The organism is Amycolatopsis mongoliensis (assembly GCF_030285665.1).
Taxonomy (GTDB): domain Bacteria; phylum Actinomycetota; class Actinomycetes; order Mycobacteriales; family Pseudonocardiaceae; genus Amycolatopsis; species Amycolatopsis mongoliensis.
In genome coordinates, this window is record NZ_CP127295.1 from 1,577,611 (window position 1) to 1,602,303 (window position 24,693).

The window sequence follows — 24,693 nt, forward strand, 5'->3', positions numbered from 1 at the left end:
CACGACATGTGCATACGCTCCAGAGAAGCGGCGTGCGCGTGGCCGCGTCACCAGGCACCGATCCTCACGCCCTGGTGAAGTCGGAGCCCAAAGGGAGGTCGCGTGAGCGACGAGGGTCGCCTGGTCGCCGGTCGGTACCGCATCGTCGGCCGGATCGGCACGGGCGCGATGGGAGCCGTCTGGCAGGCGCACGACGAGGTCCTGGGCCGCACCGTGGCCATCAAACAGCTCCTGCTCCAGCCGCACCTGGACGAGCACGACGCCGAGGACGCCCGGCAGCGCACCATGCGCGAGGGCCGGATCGCCGCCCGGCTGCACCACCCGAACGCGATCTCCGTCTTCGACGTCGTCACCGACGACAACGGGCAGCCGTGCCTGATCATGGAGTACCTCAACTCCACGAGCCTGGCCGCCGTGCTGCAGGAACGCCGCACGCTGCCGCCGACCGAGGTGGCGCGCATCGGCGCCCAGGTCGCCGCGGCACTGCGCGAGGCGCACGCGGTCGGCATCGTCCACCGCGACATCAAGCCGGGCAACATCCTGCTCGGCGGCAACGGCGTCGTGAAGATCACCGACTTCGGCATCTCCCGCGCCAAGGACGACGTCACGGTCACCAAGACCGGGATGATCGCCGGCACCCCCGCCTACCTGGCCCCCGAGGTCGCCATCGGCGGCGAGCCCGGGCCGGAGTCCGACGTCTTCTCCCTCGGGTCGACGCTCTACGCGGCGTGCGAGGGCCAGCCGCCGTTCGGGCTGTCGGAAAACACGCTGAGCCTGCTGCACGCGGTCGCGGCCGGGCAGATCAACCCGCCGCGCCAGTCCGGCCCGCTGGCCAGCGTGCTGGCGGTGCTGCTGCACCCGGAGATCGAGCACCGGCCGACCGCCGAAGAGTGCGAAGAGCTGCTGGCGGCCGTCGCCCGGGGTGAGCTGCCGCTCGGCGGCCCGTCGGACGAGACCATGATGGCGCCGTCCGCGGGCGTGCTGGGCGCGGCGGCCGTCGCGGACCCGAACGCGACCCAGATGTTCGACGAGGTCCCCGCGGGCCACTCCGGCAGCCTGCTCGACGGCCAGGCGCCGACGCAGGCCGTGCCGTACTACGACGAGGACGACTACCCGGAAGGCACCGGCTACCCGGAGGACGACTACGACGGGTACGGCCACTACCGCGAGGACGACCAGCAGTACGCGGCCGGGGGCGTGCCGCCCGGCTTGGCCGCGACCCGCGCGGTGCCGGTGCCGCCGCACGAGCAGGGCCCGTACGCGGACGACCGGTACGACGACTACGACGACGAGCCGGCCTCGCCGCCCCCGCCGCGGCGCCCGCAGACCAGCCCGGCCGACGATGACGACGAGAAGCCCGGCGCCTGGAAGCGCCCGGCGATCATCGGCGGCATCGTGGTCGTGGGCCTGGTCGCGCTGGTCGTCTGGCTGCTGAGCCCGAACAACCCGGAAGCGCCGGCGGCGCCGATCTCGAGCACCAAGCCGACCCCGGTTGCGACGTCGGAGTCGCAGCCGTCGACGACGGAGGAGCCGACCAGCACGGCGGACGTGCCGCCGCCGGTGGAAGAGACGACCTCGTCAAAGCGCACGACTTCGCGGCAAACCGAGCCGGAAAAGACCACAACGCCGTCCAAGACGACCTCGTCGAAGCCGACGACCTCGGCATCGGAGCCGACCTCGCCGAGCAGTGAAACCTCCGTACCGACCTCTCCTCCGGCTGGCTGACGATCGAGGATCAGATTTGAGTTCCGAAGGCACCATCGTCGGTGGCCGGTTCCGGCTGGACCAGCCGATCGGCCGCGGCCGCGCGGGCATCGTGTGGCTGGCGTTCGACACGCGGCTGTTCCGCACCGTCGCGATGAAGCGGATGTACCTGCCCGTCGGCGCCGGCGACCGCGCCGAGCAGGCGCGCGCGGGCGCCATGCAGGAGGGCAAGGACGCGGCCCGGATCGAGCACCCCAGCGCGATCAAGGTGTTCGACGTGCTGCCCGACGGCCAGGACGTCTGGCTGGTGATGGAGTACATCCCGTCGCGCAGCATGGCGACGTTCCTCGCCGAGCACGGCCGGCTCACCCCCGACCAGGCGGCGCAGCTCGGGATCCAGCTCGGCAACGCGCTCACCGCGATCCACGCGGCCGGCTTCGTGCACCGCACGCTCGAGCCGGGCACGGTCCTGCTGGCCGACGACGGCGGCGTGAAGCTCACCGACATCGGCATCAGCGGCGGCGGGCCCCACGCGGCGTACGTCGCGCCGGAGGTCGCGCGGGGACTGCCGCCGACGCCGGCCGCGGACGTCTTCTCCCTGGGCGCGACGCTGTACACGTCCGTCGAGGGCGTGCCGCCCTTCGGGGACGACGGGCAGTCGTCCGAGCGGCCGGCGCAGAACGCGGGCGTGCTGACCGCGGCGCTGCGCAAGATGCTGCGGACCGACCCGACGACGCGGCCGACGATGGCGGACACCGTCCGCTCACTGAGCGCGATCACCGAAGGCCGCGAAACGGCGTTCATCCCGCCGACCGCGCCCGGGCTCCAGCCGCCCCCGCCCCCGCCGTTCAACCCGGGGCTGGCGGCCGCGGGACCGCCGATGCCGCCGTCGGGACCGCAGTTCCAGCAGCAGCTCCCGGTCGCCGCGCCCGGCTACTCCTCGGCGGAGGAGACGCAACGGATGCAGCCGGTACCGCAGCCGACGCAGTACGTGCCGGGACCGCAGCCGCAGGCACAAGCACAGGCGTGGAACCTGCCGGTGTCGAAGAAGACGCTGATCACCGTGGCCGCGATCCTCGGGGCCGTGCTGATCGGCATCCTCGTCTCGGAGCTCTTCTTCGTCTAGGCGACCTTGGCGGTCGCCGCGCGCATGGCTTCGAGCAGCGTGTGGACGGCCGGGTGGCCCCACGCCCGGGACGCGACCGCCGCGTGGATCGCGCGGACCGGCTCCGGGTTGCGGATCTTGCGGACGACGACGCCGGGGTGCTGCGCACCGAGCCCGAGCTCCGGGATCAGGCCGACGCCGATGCCGGCGGCGACGAACCCCTGCGCCGTCTGGTAGTCCTCGGACTCGACCACGACGTTCGGCGCGAACCCGGCGGACGCGCAGGCGCTTTCGAGGATGTCGCGGCAGATGCCCGGCAGGCCGTCGACGCCGACCCACGGCTCCTCGGCGAACTCCGTCAGGTCGAGCACGCGCTTGCGGGCCAGCGGGTGGGTCTTCGGCAGCACGGCCCGGTACGGGTCGTCGAGCAGGTGGACGAGCTCGACGCCCTTGCGGGGCGGCCTCTTGCGCGGGAAGACGGTGATCGCGACGTCGGCGTCGCCGGATTCGACGTCCGTCATGGGGTCGTCCGGCTCGACCAGCTTGAGGTCCAGGCGGACGCCGGGGTGCTCGCGGCGGACCGCGGCGATGGCGGGCGGGACCAGGGACGCGCCGGCCGTCGCGAAGTAGCGGATGGCGACGCGGCCGATGCGGCCTTCCTTGAGCTCGGTCAGCGCCGCCTCGGCCTTCGCGAGCTCGGTGCTCAGCGTCTCGGCGTGCTCGGACAGCAGCGCGCCCGCCGGCGTCGGCCGGACCCCGCGGCCGACGCGTTCGAGCAGTTCGATGCCGGCTTCGCGCTCCAGCGCCGACAGCTGCTGGCTGATCGCGGACGGCGTGTAGCCGAGGTTGCGGGCCGCGGCGGTGATCGACCCGCTGGTGATCACGGCGCGCAGGACCTGCATGCGGCGGACGTCGAGCATGCCCTTGATCGTACAGCTGGGCTTAAGCGTCCCTGCAGTTAATTTCGCTTGTCCTTACGTCTCGGCGGGGCGAAGCTGGCGCTTGATCGGAGAAGGAGGACTGGGTGGGCGAGACGAAGACCCTGCTGAGGATCGGCGCACTGGCGTTGATGTGGGGCTCGAGCTTCTTCTGGATCAAGCTGGGGCTGGGGATGTTCTCGCCGGTGCAGCTGGTGCTGGCGCGGCTCGTGCTCGGCGCGGCGATGCTGCTGGTGCTGTGCCGGCTGCAGCGGGCCCGCCTGCCCCGCGACCGGCGGATGTGGGGTCACCTCGCCGTCGCGGCGTTCTTCCACAACGCGCTGCCGTTCCTGCTGTTCGCGATCGGCGAGACGACCGTCGACTCGGGGATCACCGGGGTGCTGAACTCGACGACGCCGCTGTGGGTGCTGCTCGCGGCGCCGATGATGGGGACGTCGTCGCGGATGACCGGGACGCGGCTGGCGGGGCTGCTCGTGGGTCTCGGCGGGATCCTGCTGATCTTCGCGCCGTGGCAGGCGTCGGGGCTGCTGAGCTGGGGCGCGCTGGCGTGCCTCGCGGCGGCGGCGAGCTACGGCTTCGCGTTCGTCTACGAGGGCAAGTACCTGTCGTCTTCGACGTCTTCGCCGTACGCGATCTCCGCCGGGCAGATGGTGCTGGCCAGCGGGATGCTGGTGCTGGCGCTGCCGGCGGGCGGGTTCACTCCGGTGCACGTCTCCGCCGGGCCGCTGCTGGCGGTCCTGGTGCTGGGCATCGGGTCGACGGGCATCGCGTTCGCGCTGAACTACCAGCTCCTGGCGAGCGAGGGCGCGGTCGCGGCGTCGGTGGTCGGGTACCTGCTGCCGGTGGTCTCGGTGCTGCTGGGCGCGGTGTTCCTGGGCGAGCACCTGAACCTGCGGGTGATCGCGGGCATGGTGGTCGTCCTCGGCGGGGTCGCGCTGACCCGCCTCCCGAAGCCGGGGCGAGTGGCCGTGGAAGTGCCCGGTGACCAAGCGGATGGGCTTGGTGACGACACCACCGGGCGCGCGCCGCGGCCGCTCGCTCCTCTGGCGGACTGAGGGTCAGACGAGGCGGCGGTCGGAGGCCCAGCGGGAGAGCTCGTAGCGGTTCGAGAGCTGGGTCTTCCGCAGGACGCTCGACACGTGCGTCTCGACGGTCTTCACCGAGATGAACAGCTCCGACGCGATCTCCTTGTACGCGTACCCGCGCGCGAGCAGGCGCAGGACGTCGCGCTCTCGGGGAGTCAGCAGGTCCAGCTCCGGGTCGCTGATCGGCGCCGAGCCCGGGCGGTCGGCGAACGCGTCCAGGACGAAGCCCGCCAGGCGCGGGGAGAACACCGCGTCGCCGTCCGCGACGCGGACCACCGCGCGGACCAGCTCCTTCGACGAGATCGTCTTCGTCACGTACCCGCGGGCGCCCGCGCGGATGACCGCGATGACGTCCTCCGCCGCGTCGGAGACCGACAGCGCCAGGAACACCACGTCCGGCAGCTCCGGACGGACGCGGCGCAGCACCTCGGCGCCGCCGCCGTCGGGCATGTGGACGTCGAGCAGCACCACCTGGGGCTTGGTCCGCGCGATCCCGGCGACCGCTTCGGCCACCGAGCCGGCCTCGCCGACTACGCGGACTTCGTCGGTGATCGAGTCGAGCTCGGTGCGGACCCCGGCGCGGAACAGCGCGTGGTCGTCGACGAGGAACACCTTGACCGGTTCTCGCTGGCTGTCCGTCACGACTCTCCCTCGCTAGCCCTGAGCCCCGAGCATAGCCGCCTCACGCGGCCCCCTTGCCCGCTTTCACCGGCATGGCGAGCTGCACTTCGGTGCCCTCCCCCGGCGCGGTGCGCACCTTGCACGTGCCGCCGTGCCGGGTCATCCGGCCGCGGATCGAGTCGGCGAGCCCGTGGCGGTCGTCGGGGACGAGGTCCGGGTCGAAGCCCTTGCCGCGGTCGCGGACGAACACCGTCACCGACGTCGGCTCGACCTCGGCGAAGACGCTGACCTCCTCGACACCGGCGTGCTTGGCGGCGTTGACGATCGCCTCCCGCGCGGCCTGGACCAGCGCCACCAGCGAGTCGTCCAGCTCGGCGTCGCCGACGACGACCTGGCCGACGGAGATCGCGAACGTGTCCTCGACCTCGCCGCACGCCGTCGCGAGCGCTTCGGACAGCTGCCCGGTCGTCGCGGTTTCCTCGTCCATCTCGGCCGGCTTGCCGTAGCCGTTCGGGCCGTAGAGCCAGCCGCGCAGCTCGCGTTCCTGGCTGCGGGCCAGCCGAGCGACCTCGCGCGGCTGCTCGCTCTGCTTCTGGATCAGCGCGAGCGTCTGCAGGACGGAGTCGTGCAGGTGCGCGGCGATCTCGGCGCGTTCGTCGGTGCGGATGCGGGCCTTGCGCTCGTCGGAGAGGTCCCGGACCAGCCGCAGCCAGAACGGGATGGTCAGGACGGCGACGCCGATGAGCGTCGCGATGACGGCGATCAGGGCGAACTGGACCTGGTCGAGGCTGCCGCTGCGGAGCGCGACGACGCCGATGCCGGTGATCACCAGCGCGACGCCGGCGACGATCCGGATCGCCGCCGACCAGCCGCCCCCGCCGAGGAACGCCCCCGCGAAGCCGTCCTTGGCGCCGACCCGCCAGCGGCGGCGCTGCGATTCGTCGGCCTCGCGCCAGACGACCGCGAGACCGATCATCGCGACGGCGAGCGGCACGGCGACCCAGCCGCTGATGAACCCGGTGAGCGTGCCGCTGGCGACGGCCAGGCCGACGCCGAGCGCGATCAGGCCGAACGCCTGCTGGCGCTCCTTCGACGTGGGTGCCTTCGCGGTCTCTTCGGTCTGCTGCTGGACGAACACCCAGAGGAGCCCGTAGGCGAGCAGGCCGGCTCCGTTGAGGGCGGCGAGCAGCGCGAAGGCCGTCCGCACCCAGACGACGGGCACCCCGAGGTGATCGGCGAGCCCACCGGCGACCCCGGCGATCGCCCGTCCGGACCGGCGCCGGAACATCTTGGGCTTGTCCGGGATGGCCACCTGGTCGGTGGCGACGTGGTCGAGGGCTTCCTGCACGTGGTCCATGGTCACACGCAGGGGCGTGGGGTTCCATCGGGGAAGTCCCTGATCCGGCCCCGGGCCGGGAACCCCTCTCCGGGAAACCTCAGGGACCATCCCGGATGTCCGCCGATCCCGCGTGCCGCATGCTCTTCGGTATGAGTGGTGCGAGTGAGACACGGGCACCGAAGCCGAATCCGTTGAACGGCTTCGAGGAGACCGTGAAGGACTTCTGGGTCAGCCGGCCCCGGCGGCCGCACGCCGGGCGGAAGGTGGCCGGCGTGGCCGCCGCCATCGGGTACCGGTACGGGATCGATCCCGTCGTCGTGCGGATCGCCCTCGTGGTCGCCACGATCTTCGGTGGCTTCGGCGTTCCCTTCTACCTGCTGGGGTGGCTCTTCCTGCCGGGCGAGAGCGACGAGGTGTCCGGCTTCGAAGGCCTGATCGGGCGCGGCCGGTCGTCGGTGTCGCCCGCCTTCGCCGTCGTTCTCAGCGTGCTCACCGTCATCAGCATCGGGGGCAGCTTCAGCGGCTCGTGGTTCGACGGTGGCGGCCTGATCAGCTTCGCCCTCATCGCCATCGCGCTCTACCTGCTGCACCGCAACCGCGGCCAGGAGAACCGGCCCACCCCGGTCGTCTCGCGAGCGCACTCGACCGCCTTCACCGGGAACGGAGCCTTCACCATGACCGACACCGCGACCGCGGCCGCGGAGGCGAAGCCGGGGTGGGACCCGCTCGCCGCCGACCCGGCCGGCTGGGACCTGCCCGAGCCGCCGTCCGCGCAGCCGCCGTCTCCGGCGCCGCCGGCGTACCGGCGGCCCGAGCGGCGCCGCAACTCCAAGGTCGGCTCGGTGACCTTCGCGCTGGCCGTGCTGACGGCCGGCGGGGGTGTGCTGGCGAACCTCAACGGTTTCGACTGGTTCTCCGCGCAGCACATCATCGGGCTGGTGCTCGGGGTGGTCGGGATCGGCCTGGTCACCGGGGCGTTCGCCCGCGGCGGACGCGGCCTGATCGGGCTCGCCGTCCCGCTGGCGATCGCCGGGATGGTCCTGACGACCGTGCCGTTCGAGAACTTCGACTTCCGCGGCGGGACGGGCGACCTCAAGGTGACCCCGCACTCCGTGACCGACGTGCAGCCGCTCTACCAGCACGCCGCGGGCAACATCGACCTCGACCTGACCGAGCTGCCGGCCGGCTCCCCGATCACCACGAACGTGGTCAACGGCGCGGGCGACACCAAGGTCATCGTGCCGGACACGGCGGACGTCACCTACGACTGCCACACCGGTGCCGGCTCGACGGAGTGCTTCGACCGCTCCACCGACGGCATCAGCCAGGACGCGCTGACCGGGACCGACTACGGCACCGACGGCCCCGGCGGCCAGAAGATCACCCTGCACGTGAAGAACAGCGTGGGCAACGTGGAGGTGCGCCGTGGCTGACCAGAACCCCTACGCCTACGACAACGCGACGGAAACCCAGCCGCCCGCGAAGCGCGGCGTGGACGTCTTCACCCTGATCGTCGGGGTCGCGACGCTGCTCGTGTCGGCCTACGTCCTCTCGGACGGCGCGAGCTGGCTGCCGCAGTTCGACTTCCGCTGGGTGATCGCCGGCGGCGCGGTGTTCGTGGGGCTGCTGCTCCTCGGCGCGTCCTTCGGCAGCAAACGCCGCCGCTGAACCGAGAACACCACTCACTCTCGAGGCCCTGGATCCCACGCCGGGGCCTCGAGTCCTGTCTACGGGGAGGTCACTCCCACTCGATGGTGCCCGGCGGCTTGGACGTCACGTCCAGGACCACCCGGTTGACCTCCGCCACCTCGTTGGTGATGCGCGTGGAGATCCGCTCGAGGACGTCGTAGGGCAGCCGCGTCCAGTCCGCGGTCATCGCGTCTTCGGACGACACCGGGCGCAGGACCACCGGGTGGCCGTACGTGCGGCCGTCACCCTGGACGCCGACGCTGCGGACGTCCGCCAGGAGCACCACCGGGCACTGCCAGATGCTGCGGTCCAGCCCGGCCGCCGTCAGCTCCTCACGCGCGATCAGGTCGGCCGCGCGCAGGGTTTCCAGGCGCTCGGCGTCGACCGCGCCGATGATGCGGATGCCCAGGCCGGGGCCGGGGAACGGCTGGCGCTGCACGATCGTCTCGGGCAGGCCCAGCTCCGTGCCGACCTTGCGGACCTCGTCCTTGAACAGCAGCCGCAGCGGCTCGACCAGCTCGAACTGCAGGTCGTCCGGCAGGCCGCCGACGTTGTGGTGGCTCTTGATGTTGGCCGTGCCCTGGCCGCCGCCGGACTCGACGACATCCGGGTAGAGCGTGCCCTGGACCAGGAACTTGTAGTCGCCCTGGGCCTTGAGGTCGCGCTCGGCCTGCTCGAAGACGCGGATGAACTCGCGGCCGATGATCTTGCGCTTCTGCTCCGGGTCGGTGACGCCGGCGAGCGCGTCGAGGAACCGCTCGCGGGCGTCGATGGTGACCAGGTTGACGCCGGTGGCGGCGACGAAGTCGCGCTCGACCTGGGTGCGCTCGCCCGCGCGCAGCAGGCCGTGGTCGACGAACACGCAGGTCAGCCGGTCGCCGATGGCGCGCTGCACGAGCGCGGCCGCGACGGCGGAGTCGACGCCGCCCGACAGGCCGCAGATCGCGCGGCCGTCGCCGATCTGGTCGCTGATCCGCTGGATCTGCTCCTCGACGATCGAGGACGTCGTCCACTGCGGCTTGATGCCGGCGATGTCGTGCAGGAACCGGCGCAGCACCTCCTGGCCGTGCGGCGAGTGCGCGACCTCCGGGTGGTACTGGACACCGGCGAAGCGACGCTCGACGTCCTCGAAGCCGGCGACCTCGGCGCCGTCGGAGGAGGCGGTGACGACCGAGCCCTCCGGGGCCTTGGTGACGCTGTCGTTGTGGCTCATCCAGGCGGGCTGGTGCGCGGGCAGGCCGGCGTGGAGGACACCGCCGTCACCCGTCACGCGGACCTCGGTGCGGCCGAACTCGCGGACGCCGGTCGGCTCGACCACGCCGCCGAGCGCGCTGGCGAGCAGCTGGTGGCCGTAGCAGATGCCGAAGATCGGTACGCCCGCTTCGGTGAGCTTCGGGTCCATGCCCGGGGCGCCTTCGGCGTACACGCTCGAGGGGCCGCCGGAGAGGATGATCGCCGCGGGGTTCTTCGCGAGGATCTCTTCGGTGGACGCGTTGTGCGGCACGACCTCCGAGTAGATCTGTGCCTCCCGGACGCGCCGGGCGATCAGCTGCGCGTACTGCGCCCCGAAGTCCACGACGAGAACCGGACCGGTGGGACTGGGCACCTGACGACCTCCTGGCGACGCGGGGGATTCCCCTCCATCGTCCCAGGTGGGCCGGGTCACCCCGGTCCCGGCCCCGGTTGCGAACGAGGACAGCAGCTGTCCGCGAGGGGTTCTACGGTTCGGAGCATGGCTGTGAACTGGACGAAGGAACTGACCGAACAGCTCGACTTCCACTGGCGGGTGCACACGCGCCCGAAGCTCGAGGGCCTCACCGACGAGGAGTACCTGTGGGAGCCGGTCGCGGGCTGCTGGACCGTGCGCCCGCGGAAGTCCGACGACGAACCCGGCACGGGCCCGTTCACCATCGACTTCGCCTACCCCGAGCCGGTACCGCCGCCGGTGACGACGATCGCGTGGCGGCTCAACCACGTCCTCGTCGGCGTGCTGGGCATGCGCTCGGCGTCCCACTTCGGCGGCCCGGCGATGACGTACGGCGACTACCCGTACCCGGGGACGGCCGCCGAGGCGCTGGCCCTGCTGGACGAGTACTACGCCCGGTGGATCGAGGGGGTGAAGTCGCTCGACGAGGAAGCGCTCGCGCGGCCGTGCGGGCCGGCGGAGGGCCCGTACGCGCAGGAGTCGATGGCGACGCTGGTGCTGCACATCAGCCGGGAGATGATCCACCACTGCGCCGAGGTCCTGCTGCTGCGCGACCTCTACCGCAACCGCTGACCGAAGATCCTTGTAACACCGAGTCACCACCGGCCCGATTCACCCAGCATCGAGGGCGGCTCCGACCGGGGGCCCGCCGCCGCCGAGGGGACTCGCGCATGCTGTACCGACTCCGCCCGCCCGGCCGTGTGACCTGGTGTGACGTGCCCGGGTACGCGGTCTGCCGCGCCGACGACCAGCCGCCGCCCGACTGGGAACGGCTGTCGTGGGTGCCCGCCGAAACGCGCGCGTTCAGCAACGACCTGCTGCGGATCGCCGTCCGGCTCGGCGTGCGGTCGGGCAGCGGGATCGTCCTCGACGCCCGGCACACCGACGACCTGGGCCGGGCGGACCAGCTGCGCTGCGACCGGATCGCCGCCGCCCAGGCCCGGGCCGAACTGCGCAGCGGCGCGGGTGGGCAGCCGGTGGGGGTGCTCGGCCCGGACACCCGGTGGGAAGACCGGGAGTGGGAGCGCATCGAGGAAACGGCTCGCCGAGCCGAAGCGGATCTCGCCGAGATCCTCGCGCTGCCCGTGCAGCCGCACCTGGTCGCGCACTGGCGGCAGCTCGGCGGCCGGTACCCGGACTGAAAACCAACCGTCGTGAGTGAGAAACAGTGTTCTAACCCTGTTTCTCACTCACGACCGGGCGCGGCAGGAGCAGGAAGCCGAGCGCCATCCCGAGCAGGCACGGGAGGCCGTGGTTGTCGTGGACGACCGTGTCGGCCACGGACAGCACCGGCGCCGCGAACGCCATGATCCGGAACTGCACCGGCAGCACCACGCCGTAGCGGCGGGACGCCACCGTGACCACCACCGCCAGCGCGCCGATCAGGCCCACCACGCACATCGAGTTGCCCGCGCCGACCGGGTTGAGCCAGACGTAGCTCATGAACTGGCCGAACAGGCCGCAGCCGAAGTAGATCAGCAGCCACCGCGCGTGGCCGAACACGCGCTCCGCGAGCGTGCCGAACACGGCCAGCCAGACCAGGTTCGAGACCAGGCCGAACGTCCAGCCGTCCTGGAAGAACATGCCCGTCACCAGGCGGTACCACTCGCCGGCGTCGATGCGGGCCGCGTCGCGGACGACCGCGTCGTAGAGCGGCGGGTGGACCAGCTGCGCGATCCCGCACGCCAGCGTCACCAGGAACACCGAGGCCGTGACGAGCGGGAGCCGCGGCCCGGTCGCGAGGGCCCCGAACGGGTTGCGGGATGCGGTGCGCGTGGTCATGGACGAAAATCTAGGCGCGACAGCGCCGCCGCACCCCCGACGTTTGTCACGTTCCGCCCAGGAAAGGCCCTTGCATGCGAGCGACAGTGATCTACGGTGCCGGCGACGTCCGGGTCGAGACGGTTCCCGACCCGAAGCTGCGGGAGCCGACCGACGTCGTCCTGCGGGTCGTGCGGTCCTGCATCTGCGGCAGTGACCTCTGGCCGTACGCCGACATGAAGCCCAGTGAGCGCGGGCGCCGGATCGGGCACGAGTTCCTCGGCGTCGTCGAGGAGACCGGTGCCGACGTCACGACCGTCAAGAAGGGCGACCTCGCCGTCGCGCCGTTCGTCTGGTCCGACAACACCTGCGAGTTCTGCCGCGAAGGCCTCCAGACGTCCTGCCTGCACGGCGGGGGCTGGGGTGCGAAGGACGTCGACGGCGGCCAGGGCGAGGCCGTGCGCGTGCCGCAGGCCGACGGGACCCTCGTCAAGCTCCCGCACACCGAGGACGACGACCTGCTCGCGTCGCTGCTGACGCTGTCGGACGTCTTCTCCACCGGCCACCACGCCGCGGTGAAGGCGCGCGTGAGCGAAGGCCAGAACGTCACCGTCATCGGCGATGGGGCCGTCGGGCTCTCCGCCGTCCTCGCGGCGAAGCGCCTCGGCGCCGACCGGGTCGTCCTCATGGGCCGCCACCGGGCGCGGACCGACCTCGGCCGCGAGTTCGGCGCGACCGACGTCGTCGCCGAGCGGGGCGAAGAGGGTGTCGAGAAGGTGCGCGAGCTGACGAACGGCCGGGGGACGCACGCCGTCCTCGAGTGCGTCGGCACGAAGGGCGCCTTCGAGATGGGGCTCGGGGCCGTGCGCGCGGGCGGCGCGGTCAGCCGCGTCGGCCTGCCGCAGTACGAGGACGGGCCGATCGGCGTGGGCGTGTTCCGCCGCAACGTCACCGTCACCGGCGGGGTCGCCCCGGCGCGGCACTACATCCCGGAGCTGCTGCCGGACGTCCTCGAGGGCAAGTACCGGCCCGGCCGGGTCTTCGACCGGACCATCGACGTCGAGGGCGTGCCGGACGGCTACCGCGCCATGGCGGACCGCGAGGTGCTGAAGGTGCTCATCAAGCCGTGACCCGTCCGGGTGGGGGTCCCCCGGCTGGACACCTCCCCGGATTACGTTGGTACGCATGGACATGATCACCCCCGAGCCGCGCCCCGCCTGGATCGCCGGCCGCCCGGAGCCGGGCGCCACCACCTTCGTCGTGCACCACCCGTACGACGGCAGCGAGGTCGCCACGGTCGCCGTGCCCGGGCCGGAGCAGGTCGAGCGCGCGGTCAGCGCCGCGGTTTCGGTCGCCAAGGAGCTCCGCAGCTCCCCCGCGCACGTCCGTGCCGGCGCGCTCGACCACGTCTCGCGTGTGCTCGCCGGGCGCGCCGAGGAGATCGCCGAGGTGATCACGGCCGAGAACGGCAAGCCGCTCAAGTGGGCCGAGGCCGAGGTCAAGCGCGCGGTGTCGGTGTTCCGCATCGCCGCCGAGGAGGCCCGCCGGTTCACCGGCGACGTCCAGCGGCTCGACACGGACGCGGCGGGCGAGGCCCGGCTGGCGCTGACCCGCCGCGTGCCACGGGGGCCGGTGCTCGGCATCGCGCCGTTCAACTTCCCGCTCAACCTGGTGGCCCACAAGGTCGCGCCGTCGCTCGCGATCGGCGCGCCGATCATCGTCAAGCCGGCCCCGCGGACGCCGTTGTCGGCGCTGATCCTCGGCGAGATCCTGGCCGAGACGGACCTGCCGGAGGGGTCGTTCTCCGTGCTGCCGCTGGGAAACGAGGAGACGAAGGCGCTCGTCGCCGACCCGCGGCTGCCCGTCGTGTCGTTCACCGGCTCGGGTCCGGTCGGCTGGTCGCTCAAGGACGCCGCGCCGCGCAAGCACGTCGTGCTGGAGCTCGGCGGCAACGCGGCGGCCGTCGTGCTGCGCGACTGGCCCGACCCGGAAGGCGCCGCGCACCGCATCGCCACCTTCGGCAACTACCAGGCGGGGCAGTCGTGCATCGCCGTGCAGCGCGTGATCGTGGACTCGGCGGTCGCGGACGAGTTCGTGCCCGCGCTGGTGGAGGCCGTCGAATCGCAGCGGACGGGCGACCCGTACGACCGCAACACCGACGTCGGCCCGGTGGTCGACGAAGCCGCCGCCGAGCGGATCGTGGCTTGGGTCGACGAAGCGGTGAAGGCGGGCGCGAAGCTGCTCACCGGCGGCACCCGCGACGGCGCGACCGTGGCTCCGACCCTGCTCACCGACGTCCCGCCGGACACGAAGGCCTGGGCCGAGGAGATCTTCGGCCCGGTGCTCGCGGTGTCCGTTGTGGACGGTGTGGACGAGGCCTTCCGGTCGGTCAACGAATCCGCGTACGGCCTGCAGGCCGGCGTCTTCACCACCGACGTCCAGCTCGCGTTCCACGCGTCGGCGGAGCTGGAGGTCGGCGGCGTGATCATCGGCGACGTCCCGTCCTACCGCGCCGACCAGATGCCCTACGGCGGCGTCAAGGGCTCCGGCGTCGGCCGCGAAGGCGTGCTGGCCGCCATGCACGACCTGACCGAAGAGCGCGTCACGGTCTTCACCGGCATCGACCTCTAGGCGACGACGGCCTGCCCGAACCGGAAGACGTTGTAGGGGTCGTACTTCTTCGCGACGTCCTGCAGCCGCTTGGCGTTGTCGCCGTAGTAGGCGGCCTTCCAGTCGGGCAGGGCCGGGTCGATGTAGTTGACGTACCCGCCGCCCGCGCCGGCCGCCGCGAGCCCCGCGACGACGTCGGCGACCGAATCCGCGACCTTCGCCCGGGTCTTCGCCGTCGCGGGCGCGTAGATCTGCACGCTGGCCAGCGCGTCGCGGTGCCAGAACGCTGTCGCGTCCTTCGCCGGCTCGCCGACCTTCCCGCCGAGGCCGTCGATGAGCAGGTCCATCCCCGCCCGGCCGTCGGCGAGGGCGACGACCTTCGCCGGGTCGACCGGGCTCGTGATGATCCGCGACGACGCGACGAACGACTGCCGGGCCGAACTGCCGGAGAAGTAGTTCATCGCGCCGAGGTAGTCGAGGGCCTTCACCGTGCGCTGGGTCGGCCGCGCGCCGGCGTTGGCGGTGAGGTTGTTCAGCAGCGTGTTCAGCCCGGAGGGCGGCCCGACGTAGCAGCCGCCGACGCGGCACTGGACCGGCGAGCCCCCGGAGAGCACGATGTTCGCCCACAGCTCCGGCGGCATCGCGGCGATCCACTGCTGCCACGCACCGAGCACGCCGGCCGCGGAACCGGCCGGGAAGTGCAGCGAGAACACCGTCAGGTTCGGCGCCGGATCGGTGTCGAAGGTGAACTCGGTGACGATGCCGAAGTTGCCGCCGCCCCCGCCGCGCAGTGCCCAGAACAGGTCCGGCTCGGAGCTCGCGGACGCCGTCACCAGCTTGCCGTCGGCCGTGACGACCTGCGCGGAGCTCAGGTGGTCACACGTCAGGCCGTACTTGCGGGCGAGCACGCCGATGCCGCCGCCGAGGGTCAGCCCGGCGATCCCGACCGTCGGGCAGGAGCCCGCGGGCAACGCACGCCCGGCTTGCGCCAGCCCGGCGTAGACGTCCTTCAGCTTCGCGCCGGCGCCGATCACGGCCTGGGTGCCCTGGACGTCCACTTTGTTCAGCGCGGACACGTCGACGACGAGCCCGCTCTCGGGGACCGAGTAGCCGGCGTAGCAGTGGCCGCCGCTGCGCGCGGCGAGCGTCACCCGCCCCGCGGCACCCTGGACGCAGGTCTGCACGTCCTGGGCGCTCTTCGCCGTGGCCACGGCGATCGGGTTGTTGCCGTCGAAGAGCGGGTTGAAGGCGCGCTTGGCGGTGGCGTAGCCGTCGCCGCCCGGGCGCACCAGGCCGCCGGCCAGCTTGGCGCGCAGGTCGTCCCAGTTCGGCGGTCCGGTGGGCGGCCGGGAGACCGACGGCGAGGACGTGGTCGGCGGCGGCTCGCTCGTCGAAGCGGCGGGCGTCGTGGGACCGCCCGGCCCGCAGGCGGCGGCGACGGCGCCGGCCGCCGAGACGCCCGCGACGCGGAGGAACGTCCTTCGGTCCAGGTGGTCGTGGACGTGCGGCTGTCCGCCGGGTCGCCCGGTCACCGGGCCGGCCTGCTCACGCTGTCCACATCGGACTCCTCGCTGCCGGGGAGGCCCAGTTTAGGGCCGGACCGGGGGTGTCCGCGCCCCTGATCGGTACACGGAGGACGGTCGTGGTCAGTTCACGACCAGGCCGGGATCCGCGGCACGTCGCCGTCGAGGCTCTCGCCGTCGGAGCGCCCGCTCAGCCAGGCCAGGAGCTGCCCGCTCGTGCCGGTGACCGTGGCGCCCGGGGCGGCGCCCATCGTCCACGCGAAGTCGCCGGCCACCAGGCGAAGTGCGGGGAGGTGCGCACTCCGGGAGGTGATCGCGTGCTGGACGACGTCCTCGGCGAGCGGGCCGAGCAGGCCCAGGACGCGGTCGAGGTCGTAGCCCCGGTCGAGGTCGGCGAGGTGGATGGTCAGCTCCGACACCCGCATCCGCGCGACGACGGCCCCGCTGACGGGCGCGCCCTGCCGGTTGCGGGCCTCCCGCGCCCAGGCGTCGTCCGGCAGGCCGGCGGCGTACTCCTCGAAGCGCGCCGCCGAAGCGACGAAGTCGGCGAGGATGTCGGCGGCCCCGCGCTGGGCCCCGGCCTCGATGTCGGTTTCGCGGGCCTCGGGGCTGGCGTACATCGGCGTCTCGGTGCCGGTGTTCGCCCAGATCAGGAGGTTGCGCAGCCCGTCGGCGTTCCGGGCGACGTGCGCCAGGACGTGGGCGCGCGACCACCCGGGCAGCGCACTGGGCGCGCGCAGTTCGGGTTCGCCGAGGCCACCGATGGCCCGCGTCCATTCGTCGTCGAGCTTCCGTACCCCGTCGAGCAGCGCGTGCGCCTTCTCGGATGCCGTCGTCACGGCCCCGAGTCTAGGACCGCCGCAGTGCCGCCGGGGCGTCCGCCGGGACCGCGGGGTTCTTCGGTGCCACCGGCTCCAGCCGGACGTACGGCGACTCCTGCGCGGGCCGCAGATCCGCCTCGCCCTTGTTCGGCCAGAGCGAGAACGCCCGCTCGGCCTGGGCCGTGATCGTCAGCGACGGGTTCACGCCGAGGTTGGCCGAGATCGCCGCGCCGTCGACCACCGACAGACCCGGGTAGCCGAACACCCGGTGGTACGGGTCGATGACCCCCTCCTCGGCCGTCGCGCCGATCGGGACGCCGCCGATGAAGTGGGCGGTCAGCGGGATGTCGAAGATCTCACCCCACGTGCCGCCCGCGATGCCGCCGATGCGGTCCGCCGTGCGCTCGTTCGCCTCGTGGCCGGCCGGGATGAAGCTCGGGTTCGGCTCGCCGTGGCCCTGCTTCGACGTGTACTTGCGGCGCCCGAACAGACCGCGCTTGGTGTACGTCGTGATCGAGTTGTCGAGGCTCTGCATCACCAGCAGGATCACCGTGCGCTCGCTCCAGCGGTAGCCGTTGAGCAGCTTCGCCGCCTGGACCGGGTGCTTGAACATGAACGTGACGGCCTGCCGCCAGCGGGGCACCGGCGAGGCACCGTCGGTCGCGATCGTCTGCAGCAGGCTCATCGCGTTGCTGCCCTTGCCGTACCGCACCGGCTCGATGTGGGTGTTCTCGTCCGGGTGGATCGACGACGTGATCGCGACGCCGCGGCTGAAGTTCCGGCTCTCGTCGACCTCGGTGCGGGCCGCGCCGATGATCGCCTCGGAGTTCGTCCGGGTCAGCTCGCCGAGCCGGCGGGACAGCTTCGGCAGCGTGCCGGTGTCCTTCAGCTTGTGCAGCAGGTTCTGCGTGCCCCACGTGCCGGCGGCGAAGACGACCTTCTCGGCGGTGATCGTGGTCCGGAAGCGCTTCGACGTCGTCCCGGTCTTCTTCAGGTCGACCTCGTAGCCGCCGTCGACCGGCCGCACGGACGTCACCGTCGTCAGCGGGATGACCTGCGCGCCGTCCTGCTCCGCGAGGTAGAGGTAGTTCTTGACCAGCGTGTTCTTCGCGCCGACGCGGCAGCCGGTCATGCACGCGCCGCACTCGGTGCAGCCGGTGCGCGCGGGCCCGGCGCCCCCGAAGAACGGGTCCGCGGCCCGCTCCCCCGGCTTGCCGAAGTAGACGCCGACCGGCGTCGGGTGGAACGACTCGGCGACGCCCATGTCCTTCGCGACGTCGCGCATCACGACGTCCGAGGGCGTGATCGTCGGGTTCGTGACCACGCCGAGCATCCGGCTCGCCTGGTCGTAGTGCGGCGCGAGCTCGGCTTCCCAGTCGGTGATGTGCGACCACTGCCGGTCGGCGTAGAACGGCTTGAGCGGCCGGTACAGCGTGTTCGCGTAGACCAGCGACCCACCGCCGACGCCGGCGCCGGCCAGGACCATGACGTCGTTGAGCATGTGGATGCGCTGGATCCCGTAGCAGCCGACCTGCGGCGCCCAGAGGTAGCGCTTGAAGTCCCACGACGTCTTCGCGAACTCGTCGTCGGCGAACCTTCGTCCCGCCTCGACGACGGCTACCCGGTAGCCCTTCTCCGTGAGCCGCAGCGCCGCCACGCTGCCGCCGAACCCCGACCCCACCACGACGACGTCGTAGTCGGGGCCACCCGCACTGGTGGTGTTACTGGCAGTCACACCTTGAGCGTAACCCGGGCTTCCCGTCCTGACCAGAGGTAAGTTACTGACCAGTCACCGTTCAGGCGCATCCCTGGTGGCTTCAGTGGGTATTCATCTAGTTGCTCGATGTTCACGTCGGCGATTCACCGTTCGGCGGGACACGATTTCCGGGAGGGACCAAAATGGGCCCCCAGCAGCTCACCGGTTGGCACAAGTCGAGCCACAGCCACTTCGAGGAGAACGCCTGCGTCGAGATCGGCACCGCTCCGGGCATCGTCGGGGTGCGGGACACCAAGCAGGCGGCGCTCGCCGCCCGCCCGGTGCTCGTCTACTCCGAAATCGCCTTCGGAGCGTTCCTCGCGTACGTCACCGGCGGACGGTGAGCCCCACCCGCTGGAACTCCTTGAGGTCCGAGTAGCCCGTCTTCGCCATCGCGCGGCGGAGCGCTCCGAAGAGGTTCACCACGCCTTCCGCGTCGGACGACGGCCCGAACAGCAGGGTCTTGAGGTCGACGGCGTAGTCCGGCCCCGCGGCCACGCGCGAGCGCGGCAGCGACGGGTGCGCGGCCGCCGCCGTCCAGTACAGGCCCTGGCCGGGCGCGTCCGACGCGGCGGCCAGCGGGGAGCCCAGCATGACGGCGTCCGCGCCGCACGCGATGGCCTTCGCGATGTCGCCCGACACCGTCATGCCTCCGTCGGCGAGCACGTGCACGTAGCGGCCGCCGGTCTCGTCGAGGTAGTCGCGGCGGGCGGCCGCGGCGTCGATGATCGCGGTGGCCATCGGGACGCCGATGCCGAGGACGCGGTCGGTGCTGGTCACGCCGGGCGTGTAGCCGTGACCGACGATGACACCCGCCGCCCCGGTGCGCATGAGGTGCATCGCCGTGCGGTAGTCGCTGACGCCGCCGGCGATCACCGGCACGTCGAGGCGGCCGATGAAGTCCTTGAGGTTCAGCGGCTCGGCGTCGCGCACCACGTGCTCGGCGGAGATGATCGTGCCCTGCACGACGAGGATCTCGACGCCGGCCGAGATCAGGTCCGGGGTCAGCTCGGCGGCGTGCTGCGGGCTGACCCGCGCCGCGACCGTGACGCCGGACTCGCGGACCGTCTTGATCGCCTCGGTCAGCAGGTCGAGCCGGATCGGCGCGGCGTGCAGCTCCTGCAGCACCCGCCCGACCGCGGTCGGGTCCTCGAGGTCCTCGGCCGCGCGGACCAGCTGGAAGATGGCGTCCTCGACGTTCGCGTGCCGCGCCCAGAGCCCTTCGGCGTTGAGCACGCCCAGGCCACCCAGCTCGCCGACGGCGACCGCGGTGCCGGGCGAGACGATCGCGTCGGTCGGGTGCGTGACGAGCGGCAGGTCGAAGCGGTAAGCGTCGATCTGCCAGGAGGTGGACACCACCGAAGACGACCGGGTCCGCCGCGACGGCACGATCTCGACGTCGTCGAGGTCATAAGCCCGCCGCGCGGTGCGGCCCATCCCGATCTCGACCAGGTCCCGCACGTGAAGCCTCCTCCGACGACGACAATCTGCCGTGCCCCATTGTCGCTAGTCCGCGTGGGTGACCCGCGCACGGGGGTTGGAACAGCGCTTTCCCCGGCGTCCGTGCCACCCCGGCGGCGGCAGACCTGCACGGCCTGGACCTCCCGCCCGACGGCCGAGATCTCGATCCCGACCTCGGTACCCCCGCGAGATGTCGAGCCGGGGTCACACCCGCACGAACACGACGACCGGCGCGAGCAGGGCACCCAGGGCCAGTGCCAGCCAGGTCGCCACCGGTGGGTAGACGTTCAGCCGGACCGCGCCGAAGTAGACCGCGCCCAGGGCGAGCAGGGCCGCGCAGATCAGCAGCACCGGCCGCACCACGCCCGGCCGCAGGTCGATCACGCCGCCGCCGGCGCGGAGGTAGGCGATGCTGCCGTCCGCCGTCGAGACGTCGAGCGCGACCGGCTGCCCGGCGGGCAGATCGAGGTCGGGGCCGACGGCGGTGACGCGGTAGAGCCGGTTCCCCGCGTCGACCGCGATGGTGTGGCTCACCGCGTCTTCGTCACCACCGACCGGGAGCGCTCCCTGCTCGTGGGACACGATGTGCCCTTCGACGCGGTAGGTGGGCGCGTCCCGGCCGGCCAGCACCTGGCACATCAGGCAGACGATCCCGCCGAGGAACAGGGACACGAGCGCGACGGCCGTGAAGAACACCTTGCGCAGCACGCGCGTGAAGCGGCTGACCGTCATGCCGTTCAGTGCACACTAAAGTGGCCACGCAAGGCGATAGGCCGATTACCGTAAGCACTGTGGGTCACGGTGACTCAGCGGGAAACCCGCACTTCGGACCGGTCCGAGGTGCGTGTTCCACTGCTTCCGGTAGCCGAAGGGCCTATCGCGTCATGGCACAGTGAGGGCCTCGACGGACACCCCGGACTAACGCGTCGTGTAGTTGGGGGCCTCGACAGTCATCGTGATGTCGTGCGGGTGGCTCTCCTTGAGGCCGGCCGCGGTGATCCGGACCAGCTGGGCCTCCTGCAGCTCGGCGATCGTGTTCGCGCCGGCGTAGCCCATGCCCGAGCGCAGGCCGCCGACGAGCTGGTGCACGACGTTGGCCAGCGGCCCGCGGAACGGGATCCGGCCCTCGATGCCCTCGGGGACCAGCTTGTCCTCGCTCAGCACGTCGTCCTGGGCGTAGCGGTCCTTCGAGTACGACTTCGCCTGGCCACGCGACTGCATCGCGCCGAGCGAGCCCATGCCGCGGTAGACCTTGAACTGCTTGCCGTTGACCAGGATCAGGTCGCCGGGCGACTCGGCGGTGCCGGCCAGCAGGCTGCCGAGCATCACCGTGGACGCGCCGGACGCGATCGCCTTGGCGATGTCGCCGGAGTACTGGATGCCGCCGTCGCCGATCACCGGGACGCCCGCCGGGCGGCACGCCTGGTCGGCCTCGTAGATCGCGGAGATCTGCGGGACGCCGACGCCCGCGACGATCCGGGTGGTGCAGATGGAGCCCGGGCCGACGCCGACCTTGACCCCGTCCGCGCCCGCGTCGACCAGCGCCTGCGCGCCCGCCCGGGTCGCGACGTTGCCGCCGACGATGTCGACCGCGTCGCCGAGCTCCTTCTTCAGCAGCGAGACGGTGTCGACGACCGCGCGGGAGTGCCCGTGCGCGGTGTCGACCATCAGGACGTCGACGCCCGCGTCGGCCAGCGCCATCGCGCGCTTGTGGCCGTCCGGGCCGACGCCGACCGCGGCGCCGACGATCAGGCGGCCGTCCGGATCCTTCGTCGCCTTCGGGTACTGCTCGGTCTTCACGAAGTCCTTGACCGTGATCAGCCCGCGCAGCTTGCCCGCGCCGTCGACGATCGGGAGCTTCTCGATCTTGTGCCGGCGAAGGAGGCCGAGCGCGGCGTCCGCGGAGACGCCGACCTGCGCGGTGACCAGCGGCGCCTTCGTCATGACCTCGGACACCGGGCGGCTGTGGTCGACCTCGAACCGCATGTCGCGGTTGGTGATGATGCCCACCAGCGCCCCGGACGCGTCGGTCACCGGCACGCCGGAGATGCGGAACTTCGCGCACAGCGCGTCGACCTCGGCCAGCGTCGCGTCCGGTGCGCAGGTGACCGGGTCGGTGACCATGCCGGCCTCCGACCGCTTGACGACCTCGACGGCGGCGGCCTGCTCGTCGATCGGCAGGTTGCGCTGGAGCACGCCGATGCCGCCCTGACGCGCCATGGCGATCGCCATCCGGGCCTCGGTGACGGTGTCCATCGCGGCCGAGACCAGCGGGATGCCGAGGGTGATGTTCCGGGTCAGCCGGGAGCTGGTGTCCACCGCGCTGGGCACGACGTCCGATTCGGCCGGCAGCAGCAGCACGTCGTCGAAGGTCAGGCCGAGCATGGCGAACTTGGCCGGAACGGGGGCGGTGATGCCGTCGCTGGTCATAGCGGGTGAAGGGCCTTCCTGGCGCGGGATGAGCGGGGTCGCTGTGGCGACTCGGAGCCTTCCCCTCATGATATCCGCCGCATGGCCCCGCCCCGGGCGGTGGGCGAGCCGCCGCGACCGCCCGGTACCGTGCAGGCCGTGGCGCATGATGTATTGCCTCCAGACCCGTTCGCGGACGACCCGGACGACCCGGCTCGCGCATTCGGGGACCCCGAGGAACGGCTGGACGAGCCGATCAGCGACTCCGAACGCACCGAACTGCTGGCCGACCTCTCGGATCTGGCCGTTTACCAGGCGCTCCTCGAGCCCCGCGGAGTCCGCGGGATCGTCGTCGACTGCGGCGAGTGCGACGAACCGCACTACCACGACTGGCACCTGCTGCGGGCCAGCCTGGAGCAGCTGCTGGCCGACGGACGGATGCGCCCGCACGAGCCGGCCTACGACCCGAACCCCGGCGACTACGTGAGCTGGGACTACTGCCGGGGCTTCGCCGACGGCGTGACGGCCAACGAAAGCGCGTACTGATCGCAGGAAAAAGCCCTGGTGAGCTTGCTCACCAGGGCTTTTTCGCGTCTTGGGGTGCTCCTACTGGCCGGCGCCGACGCTCTGCTGACCGGCGGACTCGCTGCGTCCCGTGTTCGTGCCGGGGTCGTTGCCGCTCGCGGCCGTGCTGGTCGGCGGCGGCTCGGTGGTCGGCGGGGGCGGCGTGGTGGTCGGCGGGGGCGTCGGGGTCGGCGTGCCGGTGCCCGGCAGGCTGGTGGTGCCGCTGCCGCTGCCCGGGATGGACGTCGCCGAGCCGGCCGGCGGCACCTGCGTCGACGAGGCTCCGGGCGGGACCTGCGGCGAAGTGGTCTGGGTCGGGCCCTGGACCGGCGCGTCCGGGTTCTTCAGCTGCGCGGCGAGCTGCCGGTGCTGCTCCATCAACTGGTCACGGTTGTCCTCGTCGCTGACCTGCGACAGGGCGGCCTGGGCGGCGTCGAGGGCTTCGCGAGCGGCGTCGAGGTTGCCGCCGGCGATGGCCAGGTTCGCCTTCTCGAGGTCGAGCTTCGCGTTCGCGGCGGCCTCGACCGAGCGGGTGTGATCGGAGTACAGGACCTTCGCCAGGCCCCACAGGGTGTCGCCGGGTTGTGCGGAGCGCGCGGCCAGCCCGGTGCCGGTGAACGCGATCGCCAGCACGGCGGCGGCGACGGCGACCGGGACGAGCAGCCTGCGGCGGCGTCCGCTCGAAGCGTGTTGTTTCGCGAGACTCGCGGTGGTGACGGTCCGCACGGCGGTGTCGACGTCGACCAGCTCGGCCAGTGGCTCACTGTCGATGTCTCTTCGCCACGCCACCAGCAACGCGTTGAGCTCCTGGTCGCCGAGACCGTCGGCCAGCGCCGGGTCGGATCCACCGAGAGCGTCGAGCAGCGCGTCGTCCGCTTGGACCGCCGACAGGTCGGCGGCGAACTCCGCCTCCGACGACGACAATCCACTACCGAAGACGTCGTCCGGCTCGTAACCCTTCTCGTGACCGGTCACTCAGATCACCTCCTCCGCGGCCAGGACCTTTCTCAGCCGCGCGAGGGCGCGGTGCTGGGCGACGCGGACGGCGCCGGGGGTCGACCCCACGGCGTCCGCGGTCTCTTCCGCCGACAGTCCGACGACCACCCTCAGCACCACGATCTCCCGCTGCTTGTCCGGCAGCACCTGCAACAACTGGGACATCCGCTCGTTCAGCTCACCTTGCAGCGCCCGCTGCTCGGGCCCGACCCCGCCCTCGACCTCGTCGGGGATCTCGGCCACCGGTTCGGCCCGGTTGCGCGCCGCGGCGCGGTGCGCGTCGGCCACCTTGTGCTGGGCGATCCCGTAGACGAAGGCCAGGAACGGACGGCCTTGATCGCGGTACGAGGGCAATGCCGTTAGCACCGCGAGACACACCTCCTGCGCAACGTCGTCCGCCGAAGCGAACGATCGCTCCTGCCTGCCAACCCGAGCGCGGCAATACCGCACTACCAGTGGACGGATAGCAGCCAGCAGCCGCTCCACCGCCTGGGGATCTCCCTCGACAGCAGCGGCGACCGGTTCATCCAGTCCATCCCCCACATTGGCCATCGCAGACAACAGTCCCAGTGTTACGCGTAGGTGTGCAAAGAACCCGGCCCGTGG

Annotated in this window: 24 protein-coding genes; 11 read left to right on the forward strand and 13 right to left on the reverse strand. The window is 72.0% G+C overall.

The window, feature by feature from the left end; translation table 11 throughout:
• Positions 1-102: 102 nt before the first annotated feature.
• Both QRX60_RS07400 and QRX60_RS07405 read left to right on the forward strand, forming a co-directional pair.
• The gene (locus tag QRX60_RS07400; RefSeq protein WP_286000055.1) at positions 103-1,725 is read left to right on the forward strand and encodes a serine/threonine-protein kinase; all 1,623 of its coding nucleotides are present in this window, start codon (positions 103-105) and stop codon (positions 1,723-1,725) included.
• Positions 1,726-1,741: 16 nt separating this feature from the next.
• A complete protein-coding gene (locus tag QRX60_RS07405; protein WP_286000056.1) occupies positions 1,742-2,830 on the forward strand; it encodes a serine/threonine-protein kinase in 1,089 nt (362 codons plus the stop codon).
• Here the strand turns inward: QRX60_RS07405 and QRX60_RS07410 are convergent.
• On the reverse strand, positions 2,827-3,729 hold the full coding sequence (locus QRX60_RS07410; protein WP_286000057.1) for a LysR family transcriptional regulator: 903 nt from the start codon (positions 3,727-3,729) through the stop codon (positions 2,827-2,829). The genes QRX60_RS07405 and QRX60_RS07410 overlap by 4 nt on opposite strands.
• Before the next feature lie 104 nt (positions 3,730-3,833).
• On the opposite strand from QRX60_RS07410, the gene QRX60_RS07415 reads away from it, so the two are divergent.
• Positions 3,834-4,802 carry a DMT family transporter gene (locus tag QRX60_RS07415; RefSeq protein ID WP_286000058.1) on the forward strand — a complete coding sequence of 323 codons (969 nt, stop codon included), beginning with the start codon at positions 3,834-3,836 and terminating at the stop codon, positions 4,800-4,802.
• Positions 4,803-4,805: 3 nt separating this feature from the next.
• Here QRX60_RS07415 and QRX60_RS07420 read toward each other — a convergent pair whose 3' ends face one another.
• A complete protein-coding gene (locus QRX60_RS07420; protein ID WP_286000059.1) occupies positions 4,806-5,474 on the reverse strand; it encodes a response regulator in 669 nt (222 codons plus the stop codon).
• 40 nt (positions 5,475-5,514) lie between these two features.
• Positions 5,515-6,816, reverse strand: a complete 1,302-nt coding sequence (locus tag QRX60_RS07425; protein ID WP_408630216.1) for an ATP-binding protein — start codon at positions 6,814-6,816, stop codon at positions 5,515-5,517.
• A gap of 125 nt (positions 6,817-6,941) precedes the next feature.
• Between QRX60_RS07425 and QRX60_RS07430 the strand changes: the two genes are divergently transcribed.
• Together QRX60_RS07430 and QRX60_RS07435 are read left to right on the forward strand one after the other, a co-directional pair.
• Entirely contained in the window at positions 6,942-8,225 is a 1,284-nt protein-coding gene (locus QRX60_RS07430) for a PspC domain-containing protein (RefSeq protein ID WP_286000061.1), read from the forward strand.
• Positions 8,218-8,460, forward strand: a complete 243-nt coding sequence (locus QRX60_RS07435) for a hypothetical protein (protein ID WP_286000062.1) — start codon at positions 8,218-8,220, stop codon at positions 8,458-8,460. Before QRX60_RS07430 ends, QRX60_RS07435 begins: the two co-directional genes overlap by 8 nt.
• Before the next feature lie 70 nt (positions 8,461-8,530).
• Here QRX60_RS07435 and guaA read toward each other — a convergent pair whose 3' ends face one another.
• Positions 8,531-10,087: a glutamine-hydrolyzing GMP synthase gene (gene guaA, locus QRX60_RS07440; RefSeq protein WP_286000063.1), complete on the reverse strand. Its 1,557-nt coding sequence runs from the start codon at positions 10,085-10,087 to the stop codon at positions 8,531-8,533.
• A 126-nt stretch (positions 10,088-10,213) separates the two neighbouring features.
• Between guaA and QRX60_RS07445 the strand changes: the two genes are divergently transcribed.
• Positions 10,214-10,759 carry a DinB family protein gene (locus QRX60_RS07445; protein ID WP_286000064.1) on the forward strand — a complete coding sequence of 182 codons (546 nt, stop codon included), beginning with the start codon at positions 10,214-10,216 and terminating at the stop codon, positions 10,757-10,759.
• A gap of 98 nt (positions 10,760-10,857) precedes the next feature.
• Positions 10,858-11,328, forward strand: coding sequence for a hypothetical protein (locus QRX60_RS07450; protein ID WP_286000065.1), 471 nt, complete (start codon positions 10,858-10,860; stop codon positions 11,326-11,328).
• A 31-nt stretch (positions 11,329-11,359) separates the two neighbouring features.
• On the opposite strand, the gene QRX60_RS07455 is transcribed toward QRX60_RS07450, so the two are convergent.
• The gene (locus tag QRX60_RS07455) at positions 11,360-11,968 is read right to left on the reverse strand and encodes a rhomboid family intramembrane serine protease (RefSeq protein WP_286000066.1); all 609 of its coding nucleotides are present in this window, start codon (positions 11,966-11,968) and stop codon (positions 11,360-11,362) included.
• A gap of 74 nt (positions 11,969-12,042) precedes the next feature.
• On the opposite strand from QRX60_RS07455, the gene QRX60_RS07460 reads away from it, so the two are divergent.
• A complete protein-coding gene (locus QRX60_RS07460) occupies positions 12,043-13,077 on the forward strand; it encodes a zinc-dependent alcohol dehydrogenase family protein (protein WP_286000067.1) in 1,035 nt (344 codons plus the stop codon).
• 55 nt (positions 13,078-13,132) lie between these two features.
• Positions 13,133-14,578 carry an aldehyde dehydrogenase family protein gene (locus QRX60_RS07465; RefSeq protein ID WP_286000068.1) on the forward strand — a complete coding sequence of 482 codons (1,446 nt, stop codon included), beginning with the start codon at positions 13,133-13,135 and terminating at the stop codon, positions 14,576-14,578.
• On the opposite strand, the gene QRX60_RS07470 is transcribed toward QRX60_RS07465, so the two are convergent.
• From QRX60_RS07470 to QRX60_RS07480, 3 genes are all read right to left on the reverse strand, one after another.
• Positions 14,575-16,089: an FAD-binding oxidoreductase gene (locus QRX60_RS07470; protein ID WP_286000069.1), complete on the reverse strand. Its 1,515-nt coding sequence runs from the start codon at positions 16,087-16,089 to the stop codon at positions 14,575-14,577. The two genes, QRX60_RS07465 and QRX60_RS07470, sit on opposite strands and share 4 nt — an antisense overlap.
• A gap of 119 nt (positions 16,090-16,208) precedes the next feature.
• Positions 16,209-16,919, reverse strand: coding sequence for a maleylpyruvate isomerase family mycothiol-dependent enzyme (locus QRX60_RS07475; RefSeq protein ID WP_286000070.1), 711 nt, complete (start codon positions 16,917-16,919; stop codon positions 16,209-16,211).
• Positions 16,920-16,929: 10 nt separating this feature from the next.
• Positions 16,930-18,636 carry a GMC family oxidoreductase gene (locus QRX60_RS07480; protein WP_286000071.1) on the reverse strand — a complete coding sequence of 569 codons (1,707 nt, stop codon included), beginning with the start codon at positions 18,634-18,636 and terminating at the stop codon, positions 16,930-16,932.
• A gap of 164 nt (positions 18,637-18,800) precedes the next feature.
• On the opposite strand from QRX60_RS07480, the gene QRX60_RS07485 reads away from it, so the two are divergent.
• Positions 18,801-19,001, forward strand: a complete 201-nt coding sequence (locus QRX60_RS07485; protein WP_286000072.1) for a DUF397 domain-containing protein — start codon at positions 18,801-18,803, stop codon at positions 18,999-19,001.
• On the opposite strand, the gene QRX60_RS07490 is transcribed toward QRX60_RS07485, so the two are convergent.
• The 3 genes from QRX60_RS07490 to guaB all read right to left on the reverse strand — a co-directional run bounded on the left by QRX60_RS07490 (position 18,985) and on the right by guaB (position 22,548).
• Positions 18,985-20,118, reverse strand: a complete 1,134-nt coding sequence (locus QRX60_RS07490) for a GuaB3 family IMP dehydrogenase-related protein (protein WP_286000073.1) — start codon at positions 20,116-20,118, stop codon at positions 18,985-18,987. The genes QRX60_RS07485 and QRX60_RS07490 overlap by 17 nt on opposite strands.
• Before the next feature lie 204 nt (positions 20,119-20,322).
• Complete coding sequence (locus tag QRX60_RS07495) at positions 20,323-20,850, reverse strand: hypothetical protein (protein ID WP_286000074.1); 528 nt, start codon at positions 20,848-20,850, stop codon at positions 20,323-20,325.
• A 186-nt stretch (positions 20,851-21,036) separates the two neighbouring features.
• Positions 21,037-22,548 carry an IMP dehydrogenase gene (gene guaB / locus QRX60_RS07500; RefSeq protein ID WP_286000075.1) on the reverse strand — a complete coding sequence of 504 codons (1,512 nt, stop codon included), beginning with the start codon at positions 22,546-22,548 and terminating at the stop codon, positions 21,037-21,039.
• A gap of 129 nt (positions 22,549-22,677) precedes the next feature.
• Here guaB and QRX60_RS07505 point away from each other — a divergent pair, with 129 nt between their 5' ends.
• A complete protein-coding gene (locus tag QRX60_RS07505; protein WP_286003524.1) occupies positions 22,678-23,073 on the forward strand; it encodes a DUF5319 domain-containing protein in 396 nt (131 codons plus the stop codon).
• Between the two features lie 60 nt (positions 23,074-23,133).
• Here QRX60_RS07505 and QRX60_RS07510 read toward each other — a convergent pair whose 3' ends face one another.
• A complete protein-coding gene (locus QRX60_RS07510; protein ID WP_286000076.1) occupies positions 23,134-24,066 on the reverse strand; it encodes an anti-sigma-D factor RsdA in 933 nt (310 codons plus the stop codon).
• Complete coding sequence (locus tag QRX60_RS07515; RefSeq protein WP_026468912.1) at positions 24,067-24,639, reverse strand: sigma-70 family RNA polymerase sigma factor; 573 nt, start codon at positions 24,637-24,639, stop codon at positions 24,067-24,069.
• Positions 24,640-24,693 lie beyond the last annotated feature (54 nt).